The following is a 16,802-nucleotide window of genomic DNA, read 5'->3' on the forward strand; positions in this document are numbered from 1 at the left end:
GGGTCAGGGGCGGTCGACGGCCGTCAGGGTGTCCCCGCTCCAGACGTAGACCAGCCCGTCCGCGGCCGCATCGATCGCGATCGGGTCGAGGGGGTCGAACCTCTCGTCGCACAGCACTTCGCCGGCCGCCGCGATGGGCCCGATGCAGACGCGGCCGTCCGTGAGCGTTGCGGCGACGTCGCCGTCGACGGCGAGCACGTTCTCGGGCTGCGCGACCGGCGCGTCCCAGCCGGCGGGTGCAGCGCAGGCGGCATCGGCGACGACCGGGGCCAGCGGATCCACCGGCAGTCCCAGCAGCTGCGTGGCCCCGTCCGGCAGGGCCGATGCCCACGTCACGGCGTCGGAGGTCGACTCGAGCGTGGGTGCGATGCCGGCGGCGCAGGATCCGGCGGTGCCGCGGAAGAGCGTGCCGTCGGCGGCCATCGCGAGGAACCGCTGCTCGGGGTCGTCCGGAAGCGGGACCACGGGCGCGACCGCCGGCGAGACGTCCGCGGCCGTGGGCGTGGCTACGGGCTCGGCGACGGCCGCCTCGACGTCAGCCGCCGGCGCGGCGGCCGGGGCTCCCCCACCACGCGTCAGCATCGAGACGACAACGATCACCACGACCGCCGCTACAACGACCAGCAGCGCATAACGCACCCACCGGCCGAGCTCCATCATGCGCGTCACGGCGCGGCTCCATCCTCCCGCGGGGTCGAGCGCAGCTCGCTCCCCGTCCACAGCACCACTGATGAGGATGTCACGTCGAGGGCGGGCTCTTCACGTCACTCCGTGGTCTCTTCGTCCTGGCTCGGATCGCCCGCGACGCGGAATTCGCGGTGGCCGGACTTGTACCCGGCGGTGACGAGGATGGGCAGGTGGTCCGAGTCGCCCTGCGGGAGCGTGGTCACCTTGTCGATGTCGAGGCCGAGCGAGGTCGCGAAGTCGTAGTGGCCCTTGAGGAACCGGTACCGGGTGTACGTCCGGCTGTCGCTGAGTGTGAGGTCATAGCCCTCGCCGCGCACCCGCTCGTGCAGGCGCTCCTTGAAGACGGGGTAGTTGTAGTCGCCGACCATCAGGATCGGAACCCCCTCTCCCATCGTCTGCAGGGTCGTCAGGGCGGTGCGGATCTGGTGGCGGCGCAGCGAGTTGAGCGCGGTGAGCGGTGACGCATGGAACGACGCGATGATCACCTCGCGGCCGGCGTCGATGTCGAACAGCTTCGCCGCCAGCACGCGCTCGTGAGCGGGCTTGGCGATGATGTCGTGCAGCGACTTCTTCAGCTCGAGCGTTTTGACCGCCCGCAGCTCGAACATGTTCTCGCGGTAGTAGAGCGCCAGCCCCAGTCGGTTCTTCGACGTGGCGTGCGCGAGCGTCAGCCCCGAGATCCGGCTCGGCATCTCCGATGCGCTCGCCTCCTGCAGGCACAGGACGTTCGCCTCCCACCGGTCGACGAGCTCTTCCAGCTCATGGGCGGCGGCGTGCTTGCGCAGGTTGTACGAGATGACTCTCATGAGCCCAACTTACGCGTGCCGCCTATTCGGCGTCTCTGCGATTCCTGGTCTGCGAGGCCCGCTCGGCGAGCAGCTCGTCTGCCGGATACCCGACTTCCGTGAGGGTCAGCCCACGCGCGGCGAGCACCTTGAAGTCGCTGGTGCGGACCTGCGCATCGCGGATCGCGACGAGCTGCTCGGGGGTCAGCTTGCCCTCCCCCGCCGCCGCGCAGGCGCCGACCAGGGCGCGCACCATCGAGTGGCAGAACGCGTCGGCGCGGACGTTCGCGACGAGCATGTTCCGCTCGTCACGGCGCCAGTCGAACTCCAGCAGCGTCCGGATCGTCGTCGCCTCCGGGCGCGGCTTGCAGTACGCGGCGAAGTCGTGGAGCCCGATCAGCCGGCTGGCCGTGTCGTTCATCGCGTCGACGTCCAGCGCGGCGCGCACGGTCGTCGTGTGCAGACGCTCGAGCGGGTTGTACCCGGTGACGAGATCCGCGATCCGGTACTCGTACCGCCGCCACGTCGCCGAGAAGCGCGCATCGAACCCCTCGGGCGCCGTAGACGTCCGCGACACCGCCACGTCGCTGTACTGACCGAACACGCCGGTCAGCCGGCGCGCCAGCGGGGCGACCGGATCGCCCGGCTCGCGCAGATCGCGCCGGACCTGCGTCGCCCGGGCCCACTGTTCCTCGGAGAGATCGGCATGCGCGACCTGTCCCGTCGCGTGCACACCGGCGTCGGTGCGGCCCGCGACCGTCAGCGGGACGTGCGAGCCGATCACGCGCTCGAGCGCGGCCTCGATGGTGCCCTGCACGGTGCGCAGGGTGGGCTGGCGCGCCCACCCTCGGAAGTGCGTGCCGTCGTAGGCGATGTCGAGCCGGATGCGCGGCATCAGCGGGTCAGCATCCCCGCGACCACGCGGGCCGACCGCTCGGCGGCGTCGTCGACGTGGGTGAGGAACTCGGTGCCGTCGGGGGCGCAGAGATCCGAGACGCCGCGCACCGAGACGAAGGGGACGCCGTGGTTGAACGCGACCTGCGCGATCGCGGCCGACTCCATGTCGACGGCCAGGAGGTTCGGGAAGTCGTCGCGCATCTGCAAGGCGACGTCGGCGACGACGAACTTCTCTCCCGAGCCGATCGCCCCGTCGCGCGCACCCGCCGCGACGGCCGCGTCCACGAGGGATGCATCTCCGGCGTAGGCCTCGGGCATGCCGGGCGTCTGGCCCAGCGCGTACCCGAACGCCCGCGCGTCCGCGGCGACGTTCACGAGCGACGACGAGACGATCACGTCGCCCACCGAGACGTCCGGGGCGAGCCCGCCGGCCGATCCGGCCGAGACCAGAGCGACATCGGCGCCGTAGCGTGCCAGAGCACCCTCGGCCGCGGCGGCGCCGTTGACCATGCCGATGCCGGTACGCACGAGCACGTGCATCGAGCCGCCCAGCACGATGCCCTGATGCGCGGCGCGGCCGATCAGCACCGGCTCGGAGACCTCCGAGGCCAGCGCCAGGAAGGGCGCCGCCTCCTCTTCCATGGCGACCAGGATCACCGTGGTGGCGACGGTCACGCGAAGACCTGGCCCCACTGCTCCCGCGCCTCGAGGAAGGTGCGCGCGGCCTGCTGCGCACCCTCGAGGGTGTGGTTCGCGCCCCAGCCGCACTGCACCTCGTTCGCCGCCGGAACCTCGGACGCCGTCAGCACGTCGCGCAGCGTGGCCTCGACCAGCTCGGCGACCTCGTCGAACGAGTGGTCCCCCTGCAGGATCAGGTAGAAGCCGGTCTGGCAGCCCATCGGCGAGAAGTCGATGACCCGATCCGAGTGGTTGCGGCTCTTCTCGGCGAACAGGTGCTCGAGCGAGTGGACCGCGGGCATCTCGAGATGCGCGACGTTCGGCTGAGCGAAGCGCACGTCGTACTTCACGATCACGTCGCCGGCGGGCAGCACCTTGCGGTCGGCGATGCGCAGGTACGGCGCGGCGACGGCGCGGTGGTCGAGGTTGAACGACTCGACGTTCATGCGGGGCTGTTCGGTCACGTCTCCCACCCTACGGCCCGAGCTGGGGCTCCCCCGGACAGCAGAAAGCCCCCTGCCGAAGCAGGGGGCTCTCCACGTGAAGGATGAGGTTACTTGGCCTCGTCCGCGGCGGGGGCCTCAGCGGCCTCCTCGACCTCGACGGTCTCCTCGGCGGCCGGAGCCTCCTCGGCGGGGGCCTCCTCGACGACCTCGGCCGGCTTCTCAGCCTTGGCCTCGGCGGCGGGGGCGGCCTTCTTGGCCTTCTTGGTCACGGGCTCGAGAACGAGCTCGATGACAGCCATGGGAGCGTTGTCGCCCTTGCGGTTGCCGACCTTCGTGATGCGGGTGTAGCCACCCTCGCGCTCGGCGACGAGCGGAGCGATCTGCTCGAAGAGGATGTACGCGATCTCCTTCGACTTGGCGCTGCCGCCGAGGGTCGACAGGACCTGGCGACGGGCGTGCAGGTCGCCGCGCTTGGCCTTGGTGACCAGACGCTCGACGAGCGGACGAACGCGCTTGGCCTTCGTCTCGGTCGTGCGGATCGACTTGTGCTCGATGATCGACGAGGCGAGGTTCGCGAGAAGCAGACGCTCGTGGGCGGGGCCGCCGCCGAGGCGGGCACCCTTCGTGGGCTTAGGCATTTCTAGTTACTCCAATGAGGCAGAAGTCGGGATGATCAGAGCGACTCGTCGTCGTAGCCGCCGTAGAAGCCGGTGCCGTCGAAACCGGGCACCGAGTCCTTGAGCGACAGACCGAGGGACACGAGCTTGTCGCGCACCTCGTCGACCGACTTCTGACCGAAGTTGCGGATGTTCATGAGCTGCGTCTCCGACAGGGCGACCAGCTCGGAGACCGTGTTGATCCCCTCGCGCTTGAGGCAGTTGTACGAGCGAACCGACAGGTCGAGGTCCTCGATGGGCATCGACAGCTCGTTCGACAGGACGGTCTCGACCGGCGCGGGGCCGATCTCGATGCCCTCGGCCTCGACGTTCAGCTCGCGAGCGAGACCGAACAGCTCGACCAGCGTGCGACCGGCCGACGCGACGGCGTCGCGGGGGGCGATCGACGCCTTCGACTCGATGTCGAGGACGAGCTTGTCGAAGTCGGTGCGCTCACCGGCGCGAGTGGCCTCGACGCGGTAGCTGACCTTGAGGACCGGCGAGTAGATCGAGTCGATCGGGATCTGACCGGCCTCGGCGTACTCGTTGCGGTTCTGGACGGCCGAGACGTAGCCGCGGCCACGCTCGATCGTCAGCTCGAGCTCGAACTTGGCGGTGTCGTTCAGCGTCGCGATGACCAGCTCGGGGTTGTGGACCTCGACACCGGCCGGAGCCGAGATGTCAGCGGCCGTGACCTCGCCGGCGCCCGTCTTGCGCAGGTACGCGGTGATGGGCTCGTCGCGCTCGCTCGAGACCACGAGCTGCTTGATGTTCAGGATGATCTCGGTGACATCCTCCTTGACACCAGGGATCGTGCTGAACTCGTGCAGCACGCCGTCGATGCGGATGCTGGTGACTGCCGCGCCGGGGATCGACGAGAGCAGGCTGCGACGCAGCGCGTTCCCGATGGTGTAGCCGAAGCCGGGCTCGAGGGGCTCCACGACGAACCGGCTGCGGAACTCCGAGATCTTCTCCTCGGTGAGGGTGGGACGCTGTGCAATGAGCACTGGTTGTTCCTTTCGATCACGTGCCCGCTATATGACACGTGCGGTGAATAGGTCTTCAGTTGTTCGACAGACCGCGGAAGCGGCCGTGGGACGACGAGACGCCGGGGCGCAGGATCCGCAGACCCTGCACCCCAGCGGAAGTCACGTCAGACGCGGCGACGCTTCGGCGGACGGCAGCCGTTGTGCGCCTGCGGCGTCACGTCCTGGATCGAACCGACCTCGAGGCCAGCGGCCTGCAGCGAGCGGATCGCGGTCTCGCGGCCCGAACCCGGACCCTTCACGAAGACGTCGACCTTCTTGACGCCGTGCTCCTGCGCCTGACGCGCAGCGGACTCGGCGGCCATGCCGGCGGCGTACGGGGTCGACTTGCGCGAGCCCTTGAAGCCCACGCCACCAGCCGAGGTCCAGCTGATGACGGCGCCCGTGGGATCCGTGATCGAGACGATGGTGTTGTTGAACGTCGACTTGATGTGGGCCTGGCCCACTGCGATGTTCTTCTTCTCCTTGCGGCGCGGCTTGCGCGCGGCGGACTTGGGTGCAGCCATGGTGTTCTCCTAAACCCCGCGCTTAGCGCGCCTTCTTCTTACCGGCGACGGTGCGCTTCGGACCCTTGCGCGTACGCGCGTTGGTCTTGGTGCGCTGACCGCGGACCGGGAGGCCGCGACGGTGACGGAGACCCTCGTACGAGCCGATCTCGACCTTGCGGCGGATGTCTGCGGCGACCTCGCGACGCAGGTCACCCTCGACCTTGTAGGTGCCCTCGATGAAGTCACGGAGCGCGACGAGCTGGTCGTCGCTGAGGTCCTTGACTCGGATGTCGTGGCTGATGCCAGTGGCGGCGAGGATCTCGACCGAGCGAGTGCGTCCAACGCCGTAGATGTACGTGAGTGCGATCACCACGCGCTTGTCGCGCGGGATGTCGACGCCGGCAAGACGTGCCATGCGAACTCTCCTGAGTGTTGTTGAGGTATGGAGCAGGATCGGTGCCCGGGCCTCACCCCGAGGTGTCCCCCGCTGTCCTGTCGGAAGCGGCTTCTGATCCTGCCTGTGTCAGATATTGAGTTGTCCTTCGACCGCCTCGCTCATCGAGAGCGAAGCGAGTCGACCTGCAGGATCAGCCCTGGCGCTGCTTGTGGCGCGGGTTGCTCTTGCAGATGACCATCACGCGGCCGTGGCGGCGGATCACCTTGCAGTGGTCGCAAATCGGCTTGACGGAGGGGTTGACCTTCATGATGCTTCTTTCGCTGTCTTCGTACTGCGCCGGAGCGCAGCCGTTACTTCCCCATCGACGTGCGATGGCAGAGCGGGTCAGCGGTAGCGGTAGACGATGCGTCCGCGCGTGAGGTCGTAGGGGCTGAGCTCCACGACCACGCGGTCCTCGGGGATGATGCGGATGTAGTTCTGCCGCATCTTGCCCGAGATCGTTGCGAGGACCTTGTGACCGTTGGTGAGCTCAACGCGGAACATCGCGTTGGGCAGCGCCTCAGTGATCACACCCTCGATCTCGATGACACCGTCTTTCTTCGCCATAGACTCGCTTTGCTTATGCAGGCCGATAGGTCTGCGGTGAGTGGGGTTTCGGTGCCGATGGCCTGATCAGGCGACACGCCGAAACCAGGCGCAAAGCACCAAAGATCTATGTTAGGTGCTCTCGGGCGTGTCGGCAACTCGGCGTGTCGCGCGGGGCGCTTCGCCGGGCCGGATCACTTCAGCTGGTCGACGATGTCGGCCTGCGGGTCGCCGGAGAGCGTCACGAACTCGCCGTTGAGCACCACCGTGGGGGTGCCGATGCCCTGCTGACCCGGCTGGATCGGCGTCTTCTCGGTGATCGAGGTCACGAAGCGCTTGTACGTGCCGTCGGTGATGCACGCCTCGGCGCCCTCGGCGCCGGCGGCGCCGGCCATCGTGATGAGCTGCTCGTCGGGCAGGCCTTCGCTCTGCTCCTCCGGCTGGTTCGCGAACAGCAGCTCGAGGAACGGCACCACGGCGTCCTTCGACTCGTCGGCGACGCAGTACATCGCGTTCGCCGCACGGGTCGAGTACTTCGTGCCCTGCGAGTAGCGGTCGAGGATCGAGATCGGGTGCAGGTTGAGGGTCAGCGAGCCGTCGTCGACGAGCCCCTGCACCGTCTCGCCGTACGCGTCGAAGTACTGGCCGCAGATGGGGCACATGAAGTCGACGTACTCGTCGAGCACGTTGTCCTTGTTGTCGCCGATCGAGATCGCGCCCGTCTCGGCGTTGACGAAGTCGGCCTTCGGAGCGGTGCCCGGCCCGGTCGCCTGGTTGTTCATCCACACCACGACGATGCCGACGGCGACCAGCGCCACGACCACCGCCGCCGAGATCCAGATGGCGAGCCAGTTGGTCTTGCCGGTGCCGTTCATGCGCGTTCTCCCGAGGTCGAGGTGTCAGGCGATGGGGACCGGCACCACGCCGAACGGCGCGAGGCCGGCGGCACCGCCGTCGGGTGCGGTGAGCACCCAGATGCCCCCAGCGTGCACCGCGATGCTGTGCTCCCAGTGGGAGCCCATCGAGCCGTCGACCGTCGAGACGGTCCAGTCGTCGTCCTCGACGAACGTCTCGTCCGATCCGCTCGTCATCATCGGCTCGATGCAGACGGCCAGGCCCGGCTTGATCTCGGCGCCGGGGTCGGGGGTGCGGTAGTTGAAGATCGAGGGCGACTCGTGCATCTTGCGGCCGATGCCGTGGCCCACGTACTCGCGGAGGATGCCGGCGGGCTCGCCGGTGTGCGACAGCGGGTTCGCCTCGATGTAGCTCTGGATGGCGTCGCCGACCTCGCCGAGGCGCTTCGACGAGGCCAGGGCCGCGATGCCGGCCCACATGGAGCCCTCGGTCACGCGCGAGAGCTCCTCGCGCTGCGCGACGATTTCGGGGCGCTCGGGGTCGGGCACGACCACCGTGATGGCCGAGTCGCCGTTCCAGCCGTCGGGCGTCTCGGCGCCGCAGTCGATCGAGATGATGTCGCCCGGCTGCAGCGGGACATCGGACGGGATGCCGTGCACAACCGCCTCGTTGACCGACGCGCAGATGGTGTGGCGATAGCCGCGCACCAGCTGGAAGTTCGAGTGCGCCCCGCGGGCGGTGATCACGCGGTTGGCCTCGGCGTCGAGCTCGAGCGGGGTGACGCCGGGCTTGACCATCTCACGCACGGCGTCGAGCGCCGCCGCGGTGATGAGGCCGGGCTCGACCATGGCCCGAAGCTGCGCGGGGGTCTTGTAGATCGACTTGCGGAAGATCGCCATACGGAGGGTCAGACCGCGACGCGCTCGATGCCGCGCGCCTCGAGGGCGGCGACGATGCGCTCGGTGATCTCATCGAGCGATCCGACGCCGTCCACCGGGACCACGATGTCGCGCTCGCGGAACACGTCGAGGATCGGGGCGGTCTCGCGCTCGTAGATGTCGAGGCGGCGCGCGATGGCCTCCTCGTTGTCATCGTCGCGACCCTGCTCGGCGGCACGCTGGGCGATGCGCGCGATCGACTCCTCGCGCGGGACGTCGAGCTCGATGACGATGTCGAGGGCCTCGCCGCGTCCCGCGAGGAACTCGTCGAGGTGGCCCACCTGGGCGACGTTGCGCGGGTATCCGTCGAGGAGGAAGCCCTGTGCGGCGTCGTCCTGCGCCAGGCGGTCGCGCACGAGCTCGCTGGTGACGTCGTCGGAGACCAGGTCGCCGGCGTCGATGATCGCCTTCACCTTGACGCCGAGGTCGGTGCCCTGCTGGATGTTCGCGCGGAAGATGTCGCCCGTGGAGATGGCGGGGATGCCGAACGCCTCGGCGATGCGCACGCCCTGCGTGCCCTTGCCCGAGCCCTGGGGGCCGACGATGAGAAGACGAGCGGTCATCGGAGGAGTCCTTCGTAATGGCGCTGCTGCAGCTGCGCGTCGATCTGCTTCACCGTCTCGAGGCCGACGCCGACGATGATGAGGATCGAAGCGCCGCCGAACGGGAAGTTCTGGTTCGCCTGGACCGTCGCGAGCGCGATCAGCGGGATCAGCGCGATGAGACCCAGGTAGATGGAGCCCGGCAGCGTGATGCGCGTCAGGACGTAGTCGAGGTACTCGGCGGTCGGGCGGCCGGCGCGGATGCCGGGGATGAAGCCGCCGTACTTCTTCATGTTGTCGGCGACCTCGACCGGGTTGAACGTGATCGCGACGTAGAAGTACGTGAAGCCGATGATGAGCAGGAAGTAGATCAGCATGTAGAGCGGGTGATCGCCCTTGGTGAGGTACTGCGAGATCCACTGCACCCACGGCGCCGGTGCGGCGTCGGTCGGGGTGTTGAACTGCGCGATCAGCGCGGGGATGTACAGCAGCGACGAGGCGAAGATAACCGGCACCACGCCCGCGGTGTTCACCTTGATCGGGATGTAGGTGTTCGTTCCGCCGTAGGTGCGGCGGCCCACCATGCGCTTGGCGTACTGCACGGGGATGCGCCGCTGAGACTGCTCGACGTAGACCACCAGCGCCACGACGATGATGCCTACCGCCAGGACCAGCAGGAAGACCTCGAAGCCGCGGGCGGCGAGGATCGCGCCCATGGCGGCCGGGAAGGTCGCCGCGATCGAGGTGAAGATGAGCAGCGACATGCCGTTGCCGATGCCGCGCTCGGTGACGAGCTCGGCGAACCACATGATGAGGCCGGTGCCGGCGGTCATCGTGATGATCATGAGCAGCTGCGCCCACCAGGCGTCGTTGACGAGCAGCTGGTTGCACGACGCGACGCCCGTGGTGCCGAAGAGCTGACCCGTGCGGGCCACGGTCACGAGGGTGGTCGACTGCAGGAGCGCGAGCGCGATCGTCAGGTAGCGGGTGTACTGCGTGAGCTTGGCCTGGCCCGCCTGGCCCTCCTTGTAGAGGGTCTCGAAGTGCGGGATGACCACGCGCAGGAGCTGCGTGATGATCGTGGCCGTGATGTAGGGCATCACGCCGAGCGCGAAGATCGACAGCTGCAGCAGCGCGCCGCCCGAGAAGAGGTTGACGAGCGAGAGGAGGCCGTCGGTGCCCGAGGTCTGGTCGATGCAGTCCTGGACATTCGGGAAGTTCACGAACGGGGCCGGGACGTGCGCACCGAATCGGTACACCGCGATGATCGCGAGTGTGAAACCGATCTTGCGGCGCAGGTCCGGCGTGCGGAAGATCCGCGCGATGGCGCTGAACAAGGACGTGCCTCCCAGATATTGAGCTGACTGCCGATGGCAGACAGACCACCAGGCTAACGCAAAGGCCCGGGAGCGGTTGCTCCCGGGCCTCTGGCGTGCAATTACTTGATGCTGCCGCCGGCGGCGGTGATCTTCTGCTCAGCCGAGCTCGAGACCTTGTCCACCGAGACGGTCAGAGCCACGGCGATCTCGCCGTTGCCGAGGACCTTGACCTTCTCGTTCTTGCGGACGGCGCCCTTGGCGACCAGGTCGGCGACGGTCACGTCGCCACCCTGGGGGTACAGCTCCGCGAGCTTGTCCAGGTTCACGACCTGGTACTCGACGCGGAACGGGTTCTTGAAGCCGCGCAGCTTCGGCGTGCGCATGTGCAGCGGCATCTGGCCACCCTCGAAGCCGGGGCGGACGCTGTAACGCGCCTTCGTGCCCTTGGTGCCTCGACCGGCGGTCTTGCCCTTCGAGCCCTCACCGCGACCGACACGGGTCTTCGCGGTGTTGGCACCCGGGGTCGGACGCAGGTGGTGAACCTTCAGCACGCCGGGACGCTTGGCCTCGGCGGTCTTCTCGGCCTTGGCGGCCGTGGCCTTCTTCTCAGCCATCAGTCGATCTCCTCAACATTCACGAGGTGAGCGACCGCGCGGACGTAGCCGCGCGTCTGAGCGTCGTCGGGACGGACGACCGAGTCGCCGATCCGCTTGAGACCCAGCGAACGCAGCGTGTCACGCTGGTTCTGCTTCTCGCTCACCTTGGACTTGACCTGCGTCACCTTCAGACGAGCAGCCATTACGCACCAGCCTTCGCAGCAGCGGCGGCCTCGGCCTCCGCACGCACGAGACGTGCCGGGGCGACCTGGTCGAACTCGAGGCCGCGACGCGCGGCGACCGCACGGGGCTCCTCGAGCGACTTCAGCGCCTCGACGGTCGCGTGCACGATGTTGATCGTGTTCGACGAGCCGAGCGACTTCGACAGCACGTCGTGGATACCGGCGCACTCGAGGACGGCGCGGACCGGACCACCGGCGATAACACCGGTACCGGCAGCAGCCGGACGGAGCAGCACGACGCCGGCAGCGGCCTCGCCCTGAACCGGGTGGGGGATCGTCGACGCGGAGCGGGGAACGCGGAAGAAGTTGCGCTTCGCGTCCTCGACACCCTTCGAGATCGCCAGGGGGACCTCGCGGGCCTTGCCGTAGCCGACACCGACCACGCCGTTGCCGTCGCCGACGACCACGAGAGCGGTGAAGCTGAAGCGACGACCACCCTTCACGACCTTCGACACGCGGTTGATGGTGACGACGCGCTCGAGGAACTGGTTGTCCCCACCACGGTCGTTGCGGTCACGACCGCCGCGTCCGCCCTGGTTGCGGTCGCCACGGCCACCACGGCCGCCGCGCTCGTTGCGCTGCTCGGTGGGGGGCGCCTGCTCGGCGCCGGCCTCGGGGGCCTCGGTGGTCACTTCGGTCTCCTTGATGTCACTCACAGGTTCAGCCCCCCTTCGCGGGCGCCGTCGGCGATCGCCGCGACACGACCCGCGTAGCGGTTGCCACCGCGGTCGAACACGACGTCGGTGAAACCGGCGGCCTTGGCGCGCTCGGCGAGGAGCTCGCCGACCTTGCGGGCCTTCGCGGTCTTGTCACCCTCGAGCGAGCGCAGCTCGGTCTCGAGCGTCGAGGCAGAGGCCACGGTGTGGCCCTTGCTGTCGTCGACCAGCTGCACGAAGACGTGGCGGGCCGATCGGGTCACGACCAGGCGAGGACGGACCTCGGTGCCGACGACCTTCTTGCGAAGGCGAGCGTGGCGGCGCGAACGCGCGGCGGACTTCGACTTCACAGCCATGATTACTTACCAGCCTTTCCGGCCTTGCGACGCACGACCTCGCCCGCGTAGCGGACACCCTTGCCCTTGTACGGCTCAGGCTTGCGGATCTTGCGGATGTTGGCGGCGACCTCACCGACGGCCTGCTTGTCGATGCCCGACACGGTGAGCTTGTTGTTGCCCTCGACCGTGAAGGTGATGCCGGCCGGGGCGTCGACGACCACGGGGTGCGAGAAGCCGAGCGCGAACTCGACGCCCGTGCCCTTCTGCGCCACGCGGTAACCGGTGCCGACGACCTCGAGGCCCTTGGAGTAGCCCGTGGTCACGCCGATGATGTTGTTGTTGATCAGCGTGCGGGTCAGACCGTGCAGCGAACGCGAAGCGCGCTCGTCGTCCGGACGGGTGACGAGAACCTGGTTCTCCTCGACCTTGACCTCGATCGGGCGCGAGACCTCGAGCGACAGCTCGCCCTTCGCACCCTTCACGGTGACCTGCTGCCCGTCGACCGTCACAGTGACGCCGGCGGGGATGTCAATGGGAAGACGTCCAATACGCGACATGAAGGATCACCAAACGTAGGCGAGAACTTCTCCGCCCACGCCCTTCTGCTCGGCCTGACGGTCCGTGAGGAGACCGGAGGAGGTGGACAGGATCGCGACGCCCAGGCCACCGAGGACCTTGGGCAGCTCGGTCGACTTCGCGTACACGCGGAGACCGGGCTTGGAGACGCGCTTGATGCCGGCGATCGACCGCTCGCGGTTCGGGCCGTACTTGAGCGTCAGGGTGAGGGTCTTGCCGACGCGCGCGTCGGTCTCCTCCCACGCCGCGATGTAACCCTCGAGCTTGAGGATCTCCGCGATGTGCGTCTTCAGCTTGCTCGACGGCAGCGACACAGTGTCGTGGTGCGCCGAGTTCGCGTTGCGCAGACGGGTCAGCATATCTGCGACCGGGTCTGTCATCGTCATATGACTAGTCCTTTTTTCATGAGGTTTCGGCTGCCGTTACACGACAGACGACCTTCCTGAATGATCCATGTTCAGTTGTGGTGCGCTCGTGGCGCCGCCGGCCGGGGAACGGATCCCCCGACCGGCGGCGAACACAAACGCTCGATCTTACCGCAGACCGACCTGAGAGAAGTCTCAGGCCTCCTGGTCCTCCGTGCGGAACGGGAAGCCGATGTGCTTCAGAAGCGCACGACCCTCCGCGTCCGACTTCGCGGTGGTGACGACGGTGATGTCGAAACCACGCACGCGGTCGATCTTGTCCTGGTTGATCTCGTGGAACACGGACTGCTCCTGGAGACCGAAGGTGTAGTTGCCGTTGCCGTCGAACTGCGAGGCCGAGAGTCCGCGGAAGTCGCGGATTCGGGGCAGCGCCAGCGAGACGAGACGGTCCAGGAACTCCCACGCGCGGTCACCGCGGAGGGTGACGTGCGCGCCGATGGCCTGGCCCTCGCGCAGCTTGAACTGCGCGATCGACTTCTTCGCCTTAGTGACGACGGGCTTCTGACCGGTGATCGCGGTGAGGTCCGCGACCGCACCATCGATGACCTTGGCGTCGCGAGCAGCCTCGCCGACACCCGTGTTGACGACGACCTTGACCAGGCCAGGGATCTGCATGACGTTGTCGTAGCCGAACTCGTCCTGCAGCTTCTGGCGGATCTGGTCGCGGTAGACCTGCTTCAGGCGCGGCTGGATTTTGCCAGCCTGCGCGTCAATGGTGCTCACTGTCAGATGTCCTTACCCGACTTCTTCGCGTAGCGAACGCGAACAGTCTTCTTGACGCCGTCCTTGACCTTCTCCTCGACGCGGAAGCCCACGCGGGTCGGCTTCTTGGTCTCGGGGTCGACGAGCGCGACGTTGGAAATGTGGATGGGAGCCTCGTACGTCTCGATGCCACCGGTCTTGGTGCCGCGCTGCGACTGTCCGACACGGTTGTGACGCTTGACGTAGTTGATGCCCTCGACGACGACGCGCTTGCCGCCTTCGATGACCTCGAGGACCTTGCCCTGCTTGCCGCGGTCTCCGCCGCGATCCTGCTTGGCACCCGTGATGACCTGAACGAGGTCACCCTTCTTGATCTTCGCCATGAGTTACAGCACCTCCGGGGCGAGCGAGACGATCTTCATGAACTTGCGGTCACGAAGCTCGCGGCCGACCGGGCCGAAGATGCGGGTGCCGCGGGGCTCCCCGTCGTTCTTCAGGATGACGGCGGCGTTCTCATCGAACTTGATGTACGAACCGTCGGCGCGGCGAACCTGCTTGACGGTGCGGACGACGACGGCCTTGACCACGTCGCCCTTCTTGACGTTGCCGCCCGGGATCGCGTCCTTGACGGTCGCGACGATCGTGTCGCCGATGCCGGCGTAACGGCGGTTCGAACCACCGAGGACACGGATCGTGAGCAGCTCCTTGGCGCCGGTGTTGTCGGCGACCTTGAGGCGGGACTCAGTCTGGATCACTTGGCCTTCTCCAGGATCTCAACCAGGCGCCAGCGCTTGGTGGCGCTCAGCGGGCGGGTCTCGTTGATGAGAACGAAGTCGCCGATGCCGGCGCTGTTGTTCTCGTCGTGGGCCTTGAGCTTGCTCGTGCGACGGATGACCTTGCCGTAGAGGGGGTGCTTAACGCGGTCCTCGACCTCGACGACGATCGTCTTGTCCATCTTGTCGCTCACGACGTAACCGCGGGCGACCTTGCGGTAGCCACGGGCGTCGGCGTCGCGCACATCGTGCGCGCCGTGCTCCACAGTCTTCTTCTCGGCGGCCATCACTCAGCCCCTCCCTCGACGGCCGGAGTCTCCTCGGCGGCCTTCTTCGCCTTGGCCTTCTTGGCCTTGGCCTCGACCGGAGCGGGCGTGGCACGGATGCCCAGCTCGCGCTCGCGGATCACGGTGTAGAGCCGCGCGATGTCGCGCTTGACGGCGCGGATGCGACCGTGGCTCTCGAGCTGACCGGTGGCCGACTGGAAGCGCAGGTTGAACAGCTCTTCCTTCGCCTTACGCAGCTCCTCGACGAGGCGGGTGTCCTCGAACGTGTCGAGCTCGCTCGGAGCGAGCTCCTTGGTGCCGATCGCCATTACGCGTCGCCCTCCTCGCGCTTGATGATGCGTGCCTTCAGGGGCAGCTTGTGGATTGCTCGGGTGAGGGCCTCACGAGCGAGCTGCTCGTTGACGCCCGCGACCTCGAAGAGGACGCGACCCGGCTTGACGTTGGCGACCCACCACTCGGGCGAGCCCTTACCCGAACCCATGCGGGTCTCGGCGGGCTTCTTCGTGAGGGGGCGGTCCGGGTAGATGTTGATCCAGACCTTTCCACCACGCTTGATGTGACGCGTCATGGCGATACGAGCGGACTCGATCTGACGGTTCGTCACGTAAGCGGGGGTGAGGGCCTGGATGCCGAACTCACCGAACGACACCTTGGTGCCACCGGTCGCGGCACCATCGCGCTTGGGGTGGTGCTGCTTGCGGTACTTGACCTTGCGGGGGATGAGCATTACGCCGAAGCTCCTTCCGCCACCGGGGTCGCCGCGTCGTCACGACGCGGGCCACGACGGCCGCCACGGTCGCGGTCACGGGCAGGCTTCATGTTGGCCTGCTCGCGCGCGAGTTCCTTGTTGGTGAGGTCGCCCTTGTAGATCCAGACCTTCACGCCGATGCGGCCGAAGGTGGTCTTGGCCTCGTAGAAGCCGTAGTCGATGTTCGCGCGCAGCGTGTGCAGCGGCACACGACCCTCGCGGTAGAACTCCGAACGCGACATCTCCGCGCCGCCGAGGCGGCCCGAGACCTGGATGCGGATGCCCTTGGCGCCGGCGCGCTGGGCGCCCTGGAGGCCCTTGCGCATCGCACGGCGGAAGGCCACGCGGGCGCTGAGCTGCTCGGCGACGCCCTGGGCGACGAGCTGAGCGTCAGCCTCGGGGTTCTTGACCTCGAGGATGTTCAGCTGGATCTGCTTGCCCGAGAGCTTCTCGAGCTCGCCGCGGATGCGCTCGGCCTCGGCACCACGACGACCGATCACGATGCCCGGACGGGCGGTGTGGATGTCGACGCGGACGCGGTCGCGAGTGCGCTCGATCTCGATGCGGCTGACGCCGGCACGGTCGAGGTTCGTCTGCAGCAGCTTGCGGATCTTGATGTCCTCGGCCACGTAGTCGGCGTAACGCTGACCCGGCTTCGTCGAGTCCGCGAACCAGCGCGAGACGTGATCCGTGGTGATGCCGAGGCGGAAGCCGTACGGGTTGACCTTCTGACCCATTAGTTGCTCGCCTTCTTCTTGTCGGCACCGGCGGTCTGAGCGACCTCCGGCGTCGAGAGCACGACCGTGATGTGGCTCGTGCGCTTCTTGATCTGGAACGCGCGACCCTGAGCACGGGGGCGGAAACGCTTGAGCGTCGTGCCCTCGTCGACGTAGGCGTTCAGGACGAACAGGTCGGCCTCATCGAACGACTCGCCGTCCTTGTCGGCCTTCACCTGGGCGTTGGCCATAGCCGACGCGACCAGCTTGTAGATCGGCTCGGAAGCCGCCTGCGGCGCGAACTTCAGGATCGCGAGCGCCTCCTGGGCCTGCTTGCCCTTGATGAGGGCGACGACGCGACGAGCCTTCTGAGGGGTCACGCGGATGTGTCGCACACGTGCGATGGACTCCACCATTTCTCTCT

General features: G+C 67.6%; 29 protein-coding genes. All 29 read right to left on the minus strand.

What is annotated here, in order from left to right:
- Positions 1-3 precede the first annotated feature (3 nt).
- On the minus strand, positions 4-669 hold the full coding sequence (locus ACOKGD_RS12890) for a hypothetical protein (RefSeq protein ID WP_421355057.1): 666 nt from the start codon (positions 667-669) through the stop codon (positions 4-6).
- Between the two features lie 95 nt (positions 670-764).
- The gene (locus ACOKGD_RS12895) at positions 765-1,493 is read right to left on the minus strand and encodes an endonuclease/exonuclease/phosphatase family protein (RefSeq protein ID WP_342337632.1); all 729 of its coding nucleotides are present in this window, start codon (positions 1,491-1,493) and stop codon (positions 765-767) included.
- A gap of 22 nt (positions 1,494-1,515) precedes the next feature.
- Positions 1,516-2,367 carry a tRNA pseudouridine(38-40) synthase TruA gene (gene truA / locus ACOKGD_RS12900; RefSeq protein ID WP_342337633.1) on the minus strand — a complete coding sequence of 284 codons (852 nt, stop codon included), beginning with the start codon at positions 2,365-2,367 and terminating at the stop codon, positions 1,516-1,518.
- Complete coding sequence (gene mtnN, locus ACOKGD_RS12905) at positions 2,367-3,044, minus strand: 5'-methylthioadenosine/S-adenosylhomocysteine nucleosidase (RefSeq protein ID WP_342337634.1); 678 nt, start codon at positions 3,042-3,044, stop codon at positions 2,367-2,369. The genes truA and mtnN overlap by 1 nt, the downstream gene beginning before the upstream one ends.
- The gene (locus ACOKGD_RS12910) at positions 3,041-3,511 is read right to left on the minus strand and encodes an S-ribosylhomocysteine lyase (protein WP_342337635.1); all 471 of its coding nucleotides are present in this window, start codon (positions 3,509-3,511) and stop codon (positions 3,041-3,043) included. The genes mtnN and ACOKGD_RS12910 overlap by 4 nt, the downstream gene beginning before the upstream one ends.
- A gap of 89 nt (positions 3,512-3,600) precedes the next feature.
- Positions 3,601-4,131 (minus strand): 50S ribosomal protein L17, encoded by a 531-nt coding sequence (gene rplQ, locus ACOKGD_RS12915; RefSeq protein ID WP_342337636.1) that lies wholly within the window; start codon positions 4,129-4,131, stop codon positions 3,601-3,603.
- A 35-nt stretch (positions 4,132-4,166) separates the two neighbouring features.
- Entirely contained in the window at positions 4,167-5,156 is a 990-nt protein-coding gene (locus ACOKGD_RS12920) for a DNA-directed RNA polymerase subunit alpha (RefSeq protein ID WP_342337637.1), read from the minus strand.
- Between the two features lie 146 nt (positions 5,157-5,302).
- Positions 5,303-5,701: a 30S ribosomal protein S11 gene (rpsK, locus tag ACOKGD_RS12925; RefSeq protein ID WP_342337638.1), complete on the minus strand. Its 399-nt coding sequence runs from the start codon at positions 5,699-5,701 to the stop codon at positions 5,303-5,305.
- A gap of 22 nt (positions 5,702-5,723) precedes the next feature.
- Positions 5,724-6,098: a 30S ribosomal protein S13 gene (gene rpsM / locus ACOKGD_RS12930; RefSeq protein WP_342337639.1), complete on the minus strand. Its 375-nt coding sequence runs from the start codon at positions 6,096-6,098 to the stop codon at positions 5,724-5,726.
- A gap of 172 nt (positions 6,099-6,270) precedes the next feature.
- Positions 6,271-6,387 (minus strand): 50S ribosomal protein L36, encoded by a 117-nt coding sequence (gene rpmJ, locus ACOKGD_RS12935; RefSeq protein ID WP_005050492.1) that lies wholly within the window; start codon positions 6,385-6,387, stop codon positions 6,271-6,273.
- A 77-nt stretch (positions 6,388-6,464) separates the two neighbouring features.
- A complete protein-coding gene (gene infA / locus ACOKGD_RS12940; RefSeq protein WP_055992200.1) occupies positions 6,465-6,686 on the minus strand; it encodes a translation initiation factor IF-1 in 222 nt (73 codons plus the stop codon).
- 173 nt (positions 6,687-6,859) lie between these two features.
- Complete coding sequence (locus ACOKGD_RS12945; protein WP_342337641.1) at positions 6,860-7,540, minus strand: DsbA family protein; 681 nt, start codon at positions 7,538-7,540, stop codon at positions 6,860-6,862.
- A gap of 24 nt (positions 7,541-7,564) precedes the next feature.
- Complete coding sequence (map, locus tag ACOKGD_RS12950; protein ID WP_342337642.1) at positions 7,565-8,419, minus strand: type I methionyl aminopeptidase; 855 nt, start codon at positions 8,417-8,419, stop codon at positions 7,565-7,567.
- Positions 8,420-8,427: 8 nt separating this feature from the next.
- Positions 8,428-9,021, minus strand: a complete 594-nt coding sequence (locus tag ACOKGD_RS12955; RefSeq protein ID WP_342337643.1) for an adenylate kinase — start codon at positions 9,019-9,021, stop codon at positions 8,428-8,430.
- Positions 9,018-10,337 (minus strand): preprotein translocase subunit SecY, encoded by a 1,320-nt coding sequence (gene secY, locus ACOKGD_RS12960; protein ID WP_342337644.1) that lies wholly within the window; start codon positions 10,335-10,337, stop codon positions 9,018-9,020. Before secY ends, ACOKGD_RS12955 begins: the two co-directional genes overlap by 4 nt.
- A 101-nt stretch (positions 10,338-10,438) precedes the next feature.
- Positions 10,439-10,933, minus strand: a complete 495-nt coding sequence (rplO, locus tag ACOKGD_RS12965) for a 50S ribosomal protein L15 (protein ID WP_342337645.1) — start codon at positions 10,931-10,933, stop codon at positions 10,439-10,441.
- Positions 10,933-11,118, minus strand: coding sequence for a 50S ribosomal protein L30 (rpmD, locus tag ACOKGD_RS12970; RefSeq protein ID WP_342337646.1), 186 nt, complete (start codon positions 11,116-11,118; stop codon positions 10,933-10,935). The genes rplO and rpmD overlap by 1 nt, the downstream gene beginning before the upstream one ends.
- Complete coding sequence (gene rpsE, locus ACOKGD_RS12975) at positions 11,118-11,813, minus strand: 30S ribosomal protein S5 (protein ID WP_421355058.1); 696 nt, start codon at positions 11,811-11,813, stop codon at positions 11,118-11,120. Before rpsE ends, rpmD begins: the two co-directional genes overlap by 1 nt.
- A complete protein-coding gene (rplR, locus tag ACOKGD_RS12980; RefSeq protein ID WP_342337648.1) occupies positions 11,810-12,169 on the minus strand; it encodes a 50S ribosomal protein L18 in 360 nt (119 codons plus the stop codon). Before rplR ends, rpsE begins: the two co-directional genes overlap by 4 nt.
- 2 nt (positions 12,170-12,171) lie before the next feature.
- Positions 12,172-12,708, minus strand: a complete 537-nt coding sequence (gene rplF / locus ACOKGD_RS12985; protein ID WP_342337649.1) for a 50S ribosomal protein L6 — start codon at positions 12,706-12,708, stop codon at positions 12,172-12,174.
- Between the two features lie 6 nt (positions 12,709-12,714).
- Positions 12,715-13,113, minus strand: coding sequence for a 30S ribosomal protein S8 (gene rpsH / locus ACOKGD_RS12990; RefSeq protein ID WP_208502653.1), 399 nt, complete (start codon positions 13,111-13,113; stop codon positions 12,715-12,717).
- 174 nt (positions 13,114-13,287) lie between these two features.
- Positions 13,288-13,875, minus strand: coding sequence for a 50S ribosomal protein L5 (rplE, locus tag ACOKGD_RS12995; protein WP_342337650.1), 588 nt, complete (start codon positions 13,873-13,875; stop codon positions 13,288-13,290).
- 2 nt (positions 13,876-13,877) lie between these two features.
- On the minus strand, positions 13,878-14,237 hold the full coding sequence (gene rplX / locus ACOKGD_RS13000; RefSeq protein WP_342337651.1) for a 50S ribosomal protein L24: 360 nt from the start codon (positions 14,235-14,237) through the stop codon (positions 13,878-13,880).
- Positions 14,238-14,240: 3 nt separating this feature from the next.
- A complete protein-coding gene (gene rplN / locus ACOKGD_RS13005) occupies positions 14,241-14,609 on the minus strand; it encodes a 50S ribosomal protein L14 (RefSeq protein WP_208502647.1) in 369 nt (122 codons plus the stop codon).
- Entirely contained in the window at positions 14,606-14,914 is a 309-nt protein-coding gene (gene rpsQ / locus ACOKGD_RS13010; RefSeq protein ID WP_342337652.1) for a 30S ribosomal protein S17, read from the minus strand. Before rpsQ ends, rplN begins: the two co-directional genes overlap by 4 nt.
- On the minus strand, positions 14,914-15,222 hold the full coding sequence (gene rpmC / locus ACOKGD_RS13015; RefSeq protein WP_342337653.1) for a 50S ribosomal protein L29: 309 nt from the start codon (positions 15,220-15,222) through the stop codon (positions 14,914-14,916). The genes rpsQ and rpmC overlap by 1 nt, the downstream gene beginning before the upstream one ends.
- Positions 15,222-15,641 (minus strand): 50S ribosomal protein L16, encoded by a 420-nt coding sequence (rplP, locus tag ACOKGD_RS13020; RefSeq protein ID WP_055992161.1) that lies wholly within the window; start codon positions 15,639-15,641, stop codon positions 15,222-15,224. Before rplP ends, rpmC begins: the two co-directional genes overlap by 1 nt.
- Entirely contained in the window at positions 15,641-16,399 is a 759-nt protein-coding gene (gene rpsC / locus ACOKGD_RS13025) for a 30S ribosomal protein S3 (RefSeq protein ID WP_342337654.1), read from the minus strand. The genes rplP and rpsC overlap by 1 nt, the downstream gene beginning before the upstream one ends.
- On the minus strand, positions 16,399-16,794 hold the full coding sequence (gene rplV / locus ACOKGD_RS13030) for a 50S ribosomal protein L22 (protein ID WP_342337655.1): 396 nt from the start codon (positions 16,792-16,794) through the stop codon (positions 16,399-16,401). The genes rpsC and rplV overlap by 1 nt, the downstream gene beginning before the upstream one ends.
- Between the last annotated feature and the right edge of the window lie 8 nt (positions 16,795-16,802).

Origin of the sequence: Microbacterium phosphatis (assembly GCF_049177115.1) — a bacterium.
GTDB classification, from domain to species: domain Bacteria; phylum Actinomycetota; class Actinomycetes; order Actinomycetales; family Microbacteriaceae; genus Microbacterium; species Microbacterium phosphatis.